This is a genomic window from Anabaena sp. CCY 9402-a (assembly GCF_963920945.1).
In the GTDB taxonomy this organism is placed as follows: domain Bacteria; phylum Cyanobacteriota; class Cyanobacteriia; order Cyanobacteriales; family Nostocaceae; genus Trichormus; species Trichormus minutissimus.
Genome location: NZ_CAWUDL010000039.1, coordinates 21523 through 33583, shown reverse-complemented (window position 1 = coordinate 33583; position 12061 = coordinate 21523). Strand labels below are relative to the sequence as shown.

Annotated in this window: 11 protein-coding genes and 1 pseudogene; 10 read left to right on the top strand and 2 right to left on the bottom strand. The window is 37.4% G+C overall.

Features of this window, described 5'->3' with window-relative positions:
* The first annotated feature begins 246 nt into the window (after window positions 1-246).
* Window positions 247-1278, top strand: coding sequence for an AI-2E family transporter (locus ACM0OR_RS15685; protein ID WP_323265721.1), 1032 nt, complete (start codon window positions 247-249; stop codon window positions 1276-1278).
* 91 nt (window positions 1279-1369) lie between these two features.
* Here the strand turns inward: ACM0OR_RS15685 and ACM0OR_RS15680 are convergent, their stop codons facing one another.
* Window positions 1370-2035, bottom strand: a complete 666-nt coding sequence (locus ACM0OR_RS15680; protein ID WP_414577253.1) for a general stress protein — start codon at window positions 2033-2035, stop codon at window positions 1370-1372.
* Between the two features lie 600 nt (window positions 2036-2635).
* Here ACM0OR_RS15680 and ACM0OR_RS15675 point away from each other — a divergent pair.
* From ACM0OR_RS15675 to ACM0OR_RS15655, 5 genes are all read left to right on the top strand, one after another.
* Window positions 2636-3862, top strand: a complete 1227-nt coding sequence (locus ACM0OR_RS15675) for a transposase (RefSeq protein ID WP_414577251.1) — start codon at window positions 2636-2638, stop codon at window positions 3860-3862.
* A gap of 15 nt (window positions 3863-3877) precedes the next feature.
* A complete protein-coding gene (locus ACM0OR_RS15670; RefSeq protein WP_414577249.1) occupies window positions 3878-4123 on the top strand; it encodes a Mu transposase C-terminal domain-containing protein in 246 nt (81 codons plus the stop codon).
* Between the two features lie 148 nt (window positions 4124-4271).
* Window positions 4272-6179, top strand: a complete 1908-nt coding sequence (locus ACM0OR_RS15665; protein WP_414577248.1) for a Mu transposase C-terminal domain-containing protein — start codon at window positions 4272-4274, stop codon at window positions 6177-6179.
* A gap of 5 nt (window positions 6180-6184) precedes the next feature.
* Window positions 6185-7105 (top strand): AAA family ATPase, encoded by a 921-nt coding sequence (locus tag ACM0OR_RS15660; RefSeq protein ID WP_414577246.1) that lies wholly within the window; start codon window positions 6185-6187, stop codon window positions 7103-7105.
* 42 nt (window positions 7106-7147) lie between these two features.
* Window positions 7148-7660, top strand: a complete 513-nt coding sequence (locus ACM0OR_RS15655; RefSeq protein ID WP_414577245.1) for a TniQ family protein — start codon at window positions 7148-7150, stop codon at window positions 7658-7660.
* 99 nt (window positions 7661-7759) lie between these two features.
* Here ACM0OR_RS15655 and ACM0OR_RS15650 read toward each other — a convergent pair whose 3' ends face one another.
* Entirely contained in the window at window positions 7760-8062 is a 303-nt protein-coding gene (locus ACM0OR_RS15650) for a hypothetical protein (protein ID WP_414577244.1), read from the bottom strand.
* 46 nt (window positions 8063-8108) lie between these two features.
* On the opposite strand from ACM0OR_RS15650, the gene ACM0OR_RS15645 reads away from it, so the two are divergent.
* The 4 genes and pseudogenes from ACM0OR_RS15645 to ACM0OR_RS15630 all read left to right on the top strand — a co-directional run bounded on the left by ACM0OR_RS15645 (window position 8109) and on the right by ACM0OR_RS15630 (window position 12050).
* Window positions 8109-8570: a hypothetical protein gene (locus tag ACM0OR_RS15645; RefSeq protein ID WP_414577242.1), complete on the top strand. Its 462-nt coding sequence runs from the start codon at window positions 8109-8111 to the stop codon at window positions 8568-8570.
* A gap of 552 nt (window positions 8571-9122) precedes the next feature.
* Complete coding sequence (locus ACM0OR_RS15640; RefSeq protein WP_414577240.1) at window positions 9123-10313, top strand: ABC-three component system protein; 1191 nt, start codon at window positions 9123-9125, stop codon at window positions 10311-10313.
* An 11-nt stretch (window positions 10314-10324) separates the two neighbouring features.
* Window positions 10325-10552: a three component ABC system middle component gene (locus ACM0OR_RS15635; protein ID WP_414577239.1), complete on the top strand. Its 228-nt coding sequence runs from the start codon at window positions 10325-10327 to the stop codon at window positions 10550-10552.
* Window positions 10553-11321: 769 nt separating this feature from the next.
* Window positions 11322-12050: pseudogene (locus ACM0OR_RS15630) on the top strand (DUF3732 domain-containing protein).
* Window positions 12051-12061: the final 11 nt, after the last annotated feature.

Genomic DNA, 12061 nt, shown 5'->3' with positions numbered 1-12061 from the left:
ACATTGTTTGTGCGATCGCTCTCTAGCTAGGGAAGTATTTTTTATTAAATTAGCCAATGAATTTCAATTGACTTTATATGGTTACAGTAGAAAAAATTACTTTCGCAATTATTCCTAAAGGTGAATACTTTTGTCCTAAAAATCTCTCTTGGTGAAGCTTTTTCATAAAGCAATAAACAGTAATATTTAACTACTCAAGTCAGCACAATCGCTTAGTTTATTACATTAGATTATGGAGACGTAATTGTGCATTTTGGTCAATGGATTGGAATATTTCTATTCATTATATCTTTTTATATCATTTGGCAAATTCGCCAAATACTTTTAATAGTATTTGCTTCTATAGTTTTAGCAACAATTTTAAATAATTTTGTTACCTTTTTACAAAGACTCCGGGTAAAAAGGAGTATTGCTATATTCATAACAATTAGTCTTTTATTATTTATCATATTTGGCTTTTTTATTATCATCGTACCTCAGATTATTGAGCAATTACAACAATTGAGCAACCTGATACCAATGGCATTAGATAGAATCAGGTTGTGGAATAATTGGTTAATCAAAGTCATTCCCAATGATGTATTAGAGAATATTCGTAATTTGAGATATCTGACTCAAAATTTACAGCTTTGGTTAAATCGGCTATTTAATAACTTTTTCTTTTTAATCAGTAGTTCCCTGACTATTATTTTAGGATTGCTGCTGTTACTTGCATTAACTGTCATGCTAATGGCACATCCTAAGCATTATCGTAGAGGTTTTATATTATTATTTCCTGCATTTTATCGTCAGCGAATTAATATAATTTTAAATAAATGTGCAACATCTTTAACTGGTTGGATAAAAGGCACATTATTGACTATGTTGCTAATTAGTATTTTGAGCTATATTGGATTGTCAATTTTGGGTGTACCACTAGCATTAATTAATGCTATTTTGGCAGGATTATTAGAGTTTATCCCCAATGTTGGCCCTACATTGAGTGTGTTTCCGCCTGCTTTGCTAGCTTTAGCTGATTCTCCTTGGAAAGCCGTTGCAGTAGTAGTTTTATATTTTATTATTCAGCAAGTTGAAAGTCTGATTATAGTGCCTTGGGTAATGAAAACTCAAGTATCACTCCTACCCGCAGTTACTTTATTATCTGTAGTTATTTTTGGGACATTTTTCGGCTTTTTAGGTGTATTTTTGGCTGTGCCGTTGGTGATTGTTTTACAAATTTGGATACAGGAAGTTTTAGTGAAAGATATACTAAATAATTGGAAAAATCATAGTAGCTAGAACTTCTACGCGGAAGTTGAAAGTCATTTTATTTTTAAAACCCCGGTTTCTCCAAGAAACCGGGGTTTGTAGCTACTTTTGGCAATTGAAATTATCTTAAGCGATCGCGCTTATCAATAATTTCCACTGCATCGCTGTCGGGTACTGTTCCAGGATATGTGTCTATATCTCGCTGAGTAGCTGTAGGTGCTACTTCGGTGCTATAACCACGAGTATCGCTGATGTTGTGTACTTGCCAATTGCGAATACCGCGATCTCTTAAAATTCTCTCAGCGTGTTCAACTTCTGCTTCTGTACCTTCGATAATGACTAAGTATTCACCTTGAGAAACGCGATCGCTATAATGTCTTGCGTCTTCTTCCGGGATACCCATACCAGTCAATGCTCCCACAATACCACCGGCGGCTGCACCAATACCAGCACCAGCTAAGGTAGTGGCGATCGTGCCGGCGGCGAGAAACGGCCCTGCGCCTGGGATTAATAAAGCTTCTAAACCAACGAGTAAGCCACCAAGTCCGCCCAAGACAGTACCCGCAGTTGCACCAATACCAGCACCTTCTTGAGCCTCTGTATCACCACGATCTCTGACTTCAGTACCAGCTATTTGCTCATTGCGATCGGTATCTTTTGCCAGGATTGAAACCCGATCCATTGAAAAACCAGAGTTTTTTAATTCGTGTAACGCTCGTTCCGCTTCTTGTTTGTTTCTAAATGTGCCAATTGCACGTTGATATTGTCGAGATTGTTGAGATACCATTTTGCTACATTGATATTAATTCTACTTTCCAGTCTCGCTGTTGCTACTCATCTCTTCATCAATCTATGGGTTTAGCTGACACTATATCTTTGGTTAAAAAAATTGCTTTTGCTGAATATTATTCATCTCCGAAAAAAAGATAGATACTCGCAGGGTAGGCACATGAAAAAATGAATAGATGGTAACATTCATAACAACGACGATTAAAATCGCCCAAAACCATCCATGCCGGACTCAGAAAACCTAAAGCAAGTGAATACAGTCCGATTACAACAACGGCAGCGATGGGCTACGCCCCGCCATTGCCCATCGCAAATAGATTCACTTGTACATTCGCTAATTAAATGTCGCAATTCGCATATAGTGTCGCAATAGCATCTAAATGACTGAAACGTTTGTCCTGCAAGAATTATAGGCTATCTAATAGAACAGAAAATAAATTTGTTTAATTCGCATTTTCTATGTCGTAAATTCTGTATTCTCACATTAAATGTCGTTTGTTAATATTTAGGCGTTTTTCAAATTAAATGTCGCATTCTTAATATTAGTCAATTAATGGTACATTAGTACCTTAATTATTCATGAGTGTTTTTCACTCCAATGGCAGACAAACAATTTGAATTCACGGAAGAATTAACGCAGGCTCCAGATGCTATTTTTCTTGACAAGAGTAATTTTGTTGTAGATCCATCCCAAATTATTCTGGAAACATCAGATAGGCATAAACTGACATTTAATCTAATCCAGTGGCTTGCTGAATCACCGAATCGCACGATTAAGTCTCAGAGAAAGCAGGCTATTGCAAATACTCTTAGTGTTTCTACTCGCCAGGTAGAACGTCTCCTCAAGCAATACCATGATGACAAGTTATCAGAATCATCAGGAGTACAACGCTCAGATAAGGGAAAACATCGAGTCAGCGAAGACTGGCAAGAATTTATCAAAGCAATTTATGAAGAAAGTATTAAAAACAAACATCCAATTTCACCAGCATCTATAGTTCGCGAAGTAAAGCGACACGCGATCGTTGACCTGAAGCTGGAACCAGGAGATTATCCTCATCAAGCTACTGTTTATAGGATTTTAGAGCCTCTAATTGCACAACATAAACAGAAGACGAAAGTCAGAAATCCGGGTTCAGGATCTTGGATGATAGTTGTAACACGAGATGGACAGCTACTGAAGGCTGACTTTAGTAACCAAATTATTCAATGCGACCATACCAAACTGGATATTCTCATAGTTGATAGTGATGGTAATTTATTGTCTGACCGTCCTTGGCTAACCACTATTGTGGATACTTATTCAAGCTGTATTGTTGGTTTCCGCTTATGGATCAAACAACCAGGTTCTACAGAGGTGGCTTTAGCTTTAAGACACGCTATTTTGCCCAAAAACTATCCTGATGATTATAAGTTAAATAAAGTTTGGGAGATATGTGGGACTCCTTTTCAATATTTTTTTACTGATGGTGGAAAAGATTTTCGCTCAAAACATCTTAAAGCCATTGGAAAGAAACTAGGATTTAAGTGTGAACTACGCGATCGCCCTCCTGAAGGCGGTATTGTAGAACGCATTTTTAAAACTATTAATACTCAAGTTCTCAAAGATTTACCTGGTTATACAGGGGCAAATATTCAGGAACGACCCAAAAATGCAGAGAAAGAAGCGTGTTTGACAATACAAGATATAGACAAGATCCTAGCTAGTTTCTTTTATGATATTTATAACCACGAACCATATCCCAAAGACCCCCGCGAAACAAGATTTGAGCGATGGTTTACAGGAATGGGAAGAAAACTACCTGAACCTTTGGATGAGCGATAATTAGATATCTGTTTGATGAAAGAAGCTCAACGAGTTGTTCAAGCGCATGGATCTATACAGTTTGAGAACCTGATTTATCGAGGAGAATCACTCAAGGCATATAGAGGTGAATTTGTAACACTTAGATATGATCCAGACCATATCCTGACTTTATATATCTACAGTTGCGAAACTAATGATAATTTAGAAGATTTCTTGGGCTATGCTGTCCATTACATAATTATTGTCCACTTTAAAGAATTTGTGTCATCTTTGCATTGAAGAATAAAAATAGCCAAAAGCCTTTACTAATAAAGACTTTTGGCTATTTTGTCATCAAATCACTCAATCAAAAATTTTTAAATCAAATGATGTCATAAATAGTGTAAAATTTTAAAGTGAATTATGTCATATTTTTCAAGAGTAGCTTATGCCCAGAAAGTCTACCAGTCAAGCCTTTTCAGTATTTGAGACTGAAGACACAGCACAAACTGAGGAAAAAGAAACAGCGTATCTGCTAGTTAACGAAGAATCACCAGAATATCTCAAAAAAGTGGACTTGATAGATGCTATTCGTCAAGCACCTAACAAAGCAGCTCGTAGGGAGGCGATCGCAGATGCAGCGAAAGCTCTGGGTAAAAGCACTCGAACCATTAAGCGCATGATAGAGAAAGTTGAACAAGTAGGAGTGGCAACTCTAGCTGTTGGACGCAAGGATAAGGGACAGTATCGTATTTCCAAGCAGTGGCATGATTTTATTGTGAACCTTCATAAATGGGGTAACAGAGAAGGTTCTCGGATCAATCACAATCAGATTTTTGGATATTTAAAAGCTTTAGCTTCTCAGGAAGAAAAGCTGCGACAACAGAAATATAATGAAAAATTTAAGGAATACTCACAGGTAAGAGAAGATTTAATAATAGGAAATTACCCTTCTCATGTCACTGTTTATAAAGTCATTAATTCCTATCTAGAAGAAAAACATAGTACAGTTCGTCATCCGGGTTCGCCGATAGAAGGACAAATTATTCAAACAACTGAAGGTATTTTAGAAATAACCCACAGTAACCAGATTTGGCAGATAGACCATACTAAATTAGATATTTTGTTAATTGATGGAGAAGACAAACAAGTTATTGGTCGTCCATACATCACGTTGGTAATGGATAGTTATTCTGGTTGCGTTACAGGTTTTCATTTAGGGTTTGAAGCTGCTGGCTCACATGAAGTTGGTTTAGCTCTACGTCATGCAATTCTGCCAAAGCACTACGAAACAGAATATGAGCTTCAAGAAACATGGGAGATTTGTGGAATTCCTGAATATGTGGTGACAGACCGTGCCAAGGAATTTAAGTCAGAACATTTAAAACAAATTTCACTACAATTGGATTTTATACGACGTTTGCGTGCTTTTCCTCAAGCAGGTGGTTTAATTGAATCGATATTTGACAAGATTAATAAAGAAATCCTGTCATTATATGGTGGATACACTGGTTCCAGTATTGAGGAACGTCCACCAGAAGCAGAAAGGACTGCCTGTCTGACGCTGGATGAGCTAGAGAAAAGATTAGTGAGATATTTTGTAGACCACTATAATCGTCATGATTATCCAAGGGTCAAAAATCAAAAACGTATTGAGCGATGGAAATCAAATTTTCTGCTAGAAGAACCTGAACTTATCGATGAACGTGAATTAGACATTTGTTTAATGAAAATTGCGATTCGCAATGTAGAGAAATATGGTTCTGTAAATTTTCTTGGTTGGGTATATCAGGGCGATTGCTTGTTAAATTATGGAGGCAAGCAAGTTTCTTTAAGATATGACAAGCGTAATATTACAACTGTTCTTGCTTATACTCGACATATTAACGGTGAACCAGGAGAGTTTCTTGGCATTGTACAAGCTAGAGATTGTGAACGAGAAAGGATGTCTCTGGCTGAATTGAATTACATTAAGAAAAAATTGCGTGATGAAGGTAAAGAAATTGATAATTCTTCTATTTTGAACGAGCGGCTATCTATATTTGAGGATGTTGAACAAACTCGTAAGGAGCGACGCAGACAACGCCAGAAAAAAGCTCAACAAAAACACGAGGTTAAGACTAACAAGTCTAAAGTAGTCGAATTATTTCCTGAAAATGAAATACCAGAAGAAGTTACAACTTCAGAAGAAAATTTAATAACCACCAGTTTTGACGCAGATTCACCAAACATTGTAAATTCGATAGATAAGCAATTTACACAGAATAAACCTGATGCTAATGAAATAAGTAAAGCTAGACGACGACCTAGAGTAGATGTCAAAGATTGGAATCAATTCATGAGGGATAATTGGTAAGTGCAATGTCAGAAACAAATTTAGCCCAAGCGAATCCGGAATTTCAGCAGCAGTCTAATGCAGGTTTTCAAACTGCTGAGGAACAGAGGCGATCGCCCCAAGCGCAAGCTGAGGTTGAGCGGATTGGTAAAGCTAACACTTACCTTCCTCTAGACCGCGATACGAAATTGTTTGACTGGCTCGATGACCAGCGTGATGCAAAACTCTGTGGTTATGTTACATCTGCTACGGGTTCCGGCTTATTAAAAGCTTGTCAACTGTACAGAACACAGTACGTCAAGCGGAGAGGAACGTTGTTGGAAGTTCCGGCGACTGTTATCTACGCCGAAATAGAGCAGCATGGTGGCCCAACTGATTTGTACTGCTCTATTTTGGAAGAAATTGGTCATCCGCTTGCTTATATTGGAACACTGCGAGATTTGCGATCGCGTGCATGGGGAACTCTTAAAGGATACGGTGTCAAAATACTCATCATTGGTAATGCCGACTACTTAACGTTGGAATCTTTTAATGAGCTAATTGATGTTTTTACCAAAATGCGAATCCCCGTTATCTTAGTTGGGACTTACTATTTAGGGGACAATATTCTTGAACGGGCAAGTCTCCCATACGTGCGCGTTCATGACTCATTTTTAGAGTCTTATGAGTTTCCTAATTTAATTGAAGAAGAAATTAGTGAAGTCGTAGACGATTGGGAGATAAAATTTCTGCCAGAACATCGTCGATTAAATCTTACGCAAATTGATAGTGCAATTTCTTTTTTACGAATCAGGTCTGGAGGTTTGATTGAGCCTTTGTATGATTTGCTTCGTAAGATTGCAATACTAAAAATAGATGAGCCGCATTTTGAACTGAATCAATCTAATTTGACTAAACGGTTTGGCAGACGTAAAGAACCAAAAGTTAAATTTAAACGGAAAAACTGAAGTAGCTTATTTGCTTTGAATACAAGTTTTGAAATGTAAATTATGGAGCCAGAAGCTGTTCAACATCCACCTTGGTATATTGAACCCCAGGAAGGGGAAAGTCTCAGCCATTATTTTGGTCGATTTAGGCGAAATGAAGCTGTTTGCGTATCGTCGCCGGGAACTTTAAGTAAAGCAGCAGGAATTGGGCCAGTATTAGCAAGGTGGGAGAAATTTCGGTTTAATCCGTTTCCTAGTCAAAAGGAATTAGAGGCAATTAGTCAATTAATTGGCTTGGATGCAGACCTAATTGCTCAAATGCTGCCACCCAAGGGTGAAAAAATGAAACTTGAGCCAATCCGCTTATGTGCTGCCTGTTATGCAGAGCAACCATATCATCGATTGGAATGGCAGTTTCAATCAACGGTGGGGTGCGATTTCCACAAGTTACGTTTGCTTTCGGAATGTCCCTTTTGCAAAGAGCGTTTTGCTATCCCAGCATTATGGGAACAGGGAGAATGTAATAAATGCCATGCGCCTTTTAGAAGTATGAAAAAGCGACAAAAAGCATACTAAGCAATTCCCAAGTCCAGCAGATTAGAAGGCAAAGCCAATAAAAAAGAGACGGGAATGAACCACATCTCCAGGTGATGAAAAATTTATTTATTAAAGCTTTTAGGCTGCATCTGCCACTAGCAAGCCATTAACAGCTATGATGATCAACTCCGCTTGCCAAGAAGTATCGCAACAAGGTCTGTCATCACTATTACAAGGCTGCACTATCCATTTGCCCTCAAGATTTTGGTAAAAAGTGCCTAGTAGTTGCCAACCATTCCAAACTCGATAAAGTTCTCCAAAATCATCGGTCACGGAATCAATTTCTATTTCTGGTGGTGCTGGGTCAGTTAATTGGTCAACGTATTCGTCAAACTCTGATTGGCTCAAAGTTTGGTCATCAAATCCCTCTTGTGTAATCATGTGAATAACCTCATTGATGGGGTTTTACAAAAGGCGATGGCGTAAAATGCTCGCCAAAATGGCGATCGCATGGTTTGGCGACTGGGCGATAAGCCTGACGGCATGGCTACGCTTACCGCCTTTGTTTTGTTACTCTATTGTAATTACTAGTTACTACCAAAACAAGAGCGTTACTACAAAATTTTCCAAACCCTGCAAAATTGAGGTAAATAGAGTTATTACAGATTTAAGGTTTGAAGCGATAACGAACATGGCAAAGCGTCAGACAACAAAGCTGAACAATCAAATCATCGTCAGAATGGATGATGAGACGAAGGAAGCTTTTATGGATAAAGTTCAGTCTGAAGGGAAAACAGCTTCGGAATTAATTATGGGATGGATTCGTTCTTACCTTGCGGAAGAACGTCACGAAACGCTAGATTTAACCAAAATGCACAATGAATTGGAGAATCTCAAGCAGCAAGTTGCAGTAATTCAGAACGAACTCTTGGGAAAAATCGCAGCCTGAGAGATGAAAATGATTCTCTCAGGCGATGGATAGACGAAATTATTAATTCTGCACCCAGGATTCCAAAAGACCCGTCAGACACATGACGGGTTTGGTTTTCTTAAGAGTAAATATTGTTATTACTAGTATATATAGGTAGTAACTGATAAGAGTGTTTGCGATCGCGCCCAGTTGAGACTGTCGGAATTGTAAAGTTATGAAATTTTATGCAAGTTATATTTTATAGTACAAAAGTTCTATATACTAAATATTAAAGAAGCCTTCAGTGTATTGGCATCAGTTCAATTTGAGCAAAAACAATAGTACATTATTTAAACTTGAAGATTAGTAGCATAGTTTTTTGAAATATGCGAGTATGATCTGTAAGCTTTCATAAGGTACTGTCAGGGATACATCAAGCTAACATACTCTGTTGATTGATGTATTTCTGTGCTTTGAGAAATGCCAACTAACATTAAGTTAGATTTTACTCTAAATGTATAAAAAAATTGTATCTAAATAAACAAATGGGCTTTGGCTAGTAAATGAACTAAGTCGATGTGAGTGGAAGATATGAGTACAGGGTTTTCAGCAGGTTCACAGGCTCTTGGTTATCTTTTCCAAGCACGCTATGCCCTGTATTTAATTTTAACGAATAAAGAAGAAATAGAGCTTGCTGTTGAGAGCTTAGACGATATTACGTTTTTTGATGATGAAAAAAATCCTCTAGAACTGTTACAGTTGAAGCATCATACAAATGCTCAAGCCTCGTTAACAGACAGTAGTACTGACCTTTGGAAAACAATTCGTGTCTGGAGTACCCAACTGCAAGAAAAGGAAATTTCTTTACCTGATACCTTGCTAACTTTAGTCACAACTGCTGAGGCTCCAGAAAATTCTGCTGCATTTTTTTTGCGGCCTGTTAAAGAAAGAGACTCTAAAGGTGCTTTGCACAAGCTTCTTCAGGTTGCTAATAAATCAAGTAACAAATATCTAACTACATCTTTTGAAGCATTCAAAGCTCTAGATCATACACAACAACAACTCCTAATTGACGCTATTCAAATTATTGATAGTTCTCCAGATATTGTTGACATAACACCAAAAATTAAAGAGAAGTTAATCGCAGTTAGAAGAGAACATCGAGATGCTGTTTGTGAAAGATTAGAAGGCTGGTGGTTCGCAAAAGTTGTAAAGCATCTTCGTGAGGATTCTGTTAACTTCATATCTGGTTTTGAAGTACGCGATAAAATTTGCGAAATTAACGACCAATTTAAACCTGACGCTTTGCCAATTGACTTTTTTGATTTAGAAATTACTGAGCAACCTGATATTTCACAAGACAATAGACGTTTCGTTGCTCAGTTAAAGGAAATTGCTGTTCATAACAAGAGAATTGAAAAAGCCATATCAGATTACTACAAAGCATTCGAGCAACGTTCTCGCTGGGTGCGTGAAGACCTACTTTTTAGCGGGGAAATTGAACAATATGAAAAAAGATTAATAGATGAGTGGGAGCGTTATATGCTTGCGCTCCAAGATGAGATGTCAGATAGTGATGATAATGAGCTTGAGCATCAAAAATTTGGTAAAAGAGTATTTAAATGGATGGAGCAAGAGGCTGACATTCGCATTCGTCCTCAAGTTACAGAACCATACGTAATGCGCGGAAGCTACCACATACTCGCAGATCAAAAACGACCCCGCGTATACTGGCATCCAAAATTTGTAGAGAGACTAACTCAGTTATTAGCTACTACGTAGGAGAGAAGCTTGTGCAGTCTTGGGAGCAGCGTCCACTTGAATATGCCAATCTTCTAAATCCGGCTTTTTGTTCGATTATTCTTCACAATGCCATCAAGGGCTATCAGAACGAAAAAAAGCAGGGTATGCCATATCCTCTTCTTTTTCTGCTTTTACCACTTGTGCTTCATAATTCAACGAGAAACGCTTTACTATTGTCGAGGAAGGAGAGTCAAGAAGACAGTTTGAAGCCACTATAAGGCAAGCAGTTTTTTACCTTTTTCAAAAACAGGGTATTGTTGCGAATCAGGATATTTTATTTCATCGTCAGCAAGAGCCGTTTCTCCCACAAACAATCAAAGATACAATTCCATATTTTTTAGGTGCTATTCAAGAAGATAGACTTAAATTACAAAAAGAACTGCGTCAAGCTCGTCAGAAATTAGCAAAAGCTCAAGGTAGGCTTAGAGAAGCAGAACTAATTACAAAAGAAAGATTTGTTCTTGGTCGAAATCTTCTGATTGAAGCTCAACAAATAGGTCTAATCGATTCTAATTTTATGGCTGAAGATGAGACTAATGTTTTGAAGCATTAAAGTCTACTTCAGAATGGGAAGTTTCTGAAATTATACTGATTGGAAATGATAAGTTTCCAGAATTGCAGGCTGAAGTTGAAGAAATACGCCAAGAGTTGAAACGAATACATGAAAGAATTATTGCTACAGAAGCTTTTTTACAGAAGGAAACAGGATTTTCTAAAGAAGCTAATCAACAATTATTGAGACTAGAATCTATAAATTTGTTTAAAACAGAGCATAATTCTTCCAATCAGTGTCCTTTCTGTAACTCTAGTTTTTCCGCACCTATTCCAAGTCTGTCTGCAATCAGAGAATCTTTGATAGATTTGCAAAATAATATCAAAAACGTAGAAGTTAGACAGCCTAGACTACTTGATTACATTGAACAACTTAAAGAACAACGCGAAGAAATAAGAGGACAGCTTCAAGAAAAAGAATTAGCTATTAAAGCTGTGATAAATGAGCAAGAAGCAGCCCAACAAATTCGTGATAGTAATGCTCAGATAGCTCGTATAGTTGGTCGTATTAGTCTATATCTTGAAACAGTAGAATTTGCTGATGAAAATTCTCAAATACACTTAGAGATTGATAAGTTGAAGAAACTTATTGCCGATTATGAAAAACAACTAGATACTCGTGAAATAAAAGCAATTTTAGCTTCTATATTAAATAGAATTGGGCAACAGATGACTGAATGGGCTAAACGATTACAACTAGAACACAGTGATTCTCCCTACCGATTCGATTTAGATAAATTAACTGTAATCGCAGACAGACCTGAGCGACCAATCCCTATGGGAAGAATGGGAGGAGGAGAAAACTAGCTTGGTTGTCACCTAATTACACTTCTTGCTCTGCACAAACATTTTGTTGATCGTAATCGTCCAGTTCCACACTTTCTATTTTTGGATCAACCTACTCAAATTTATTTTCCATCGGAAGAAGCATATCTCAGTTTACAAGGAATATCATCAGACGAAATGATTCGTGCTAATGCTGACATGGCAGCAGTTGAAAGGATGTTTGATTTTCTTTTTGATGTATGTGAAGAATTATCTCCACATTTTCAAATCATCATTATGGAACACGCGAACCTCGTTAATAATGAAAGATTTCAAAATGCTTTAGTAGAAGAACCTTGGACTGATGAAAGGGCATTAGTACCTGAAAATTGGTTATAGAGAGGTCGAAC

What these genes read in the sequence shown, in the direction of transcription:
- ACM0OR_RS15680 (WP_414577253.1), bottom strand. Translation starts at nt 2,035, where the DNA reads ATGGTATCTCAACAATCTCGACAATATCAACGTGCAATTGGCACATTT.
- ACM0OR_RS15675 (WP_414577251.1), top strand. Translation starts at nt 2,636, where the DNA reads ATGGCAGACAAACAATTTGAATTCACGGAAGAATTAACGCAGGCTCCA.
- ACM0OR_RS15670 (WP_414577249.1), top strand. Translation starts at nt 3,878, where the DNA reads ATGAAAGAAGCTCAACGAGTTGTTCAAGCGCATGGATCTATACAGTTT.
- ACM0OR_RS15665 (WP_414577248.1), top strand. Translation starts at nt 4,272, where the DNA reads ATGCCCAGAAAGTCTACCAGTCAAGCCTTTTCAGTATTTGAGACTGAA.
- ACM0OR_RS15660 (WP_414577246.1), top strand. Translation starts at nt 6,185, where the DNA reads ATGTCAGAAACAAATTTAGCCCAAGCGAATCCGGAATTTCAGCAGCAG.
- ACM0OR_RS15655 (WP_414577245.1), top strand. Translation starts at nt 7,148, where the DNA reads ATGGAGCCAGAAGCTGTTCAACATCCACCTTGGTATATTGAACCCCAG.
- ACM0OR_RS15650 (WP_414577244.1), bottom strand. Translation starts at nt 8,062, where the DNA reads ATGATTACACAAGAGGGATTTGATGACCAAACTTTGAGCCAATCAGAG.
- ACM0OR_RS15645 (WP_414577242.1), top strand. Translation starts at nt 8,109, where the DNA reads ATGCTCGCCAAAATGGCGATCGCATGGTTTGGCGACTGGGCGATAAGC.
- ACM0OR_RS15640 (WP_414577240.1), top strand. Translation starts at nt 9,123, where the DNA reads ATGAGTACAGGGTTTTCAGCAGGTTCACAGGCTCTTGGTTATCTTTTC.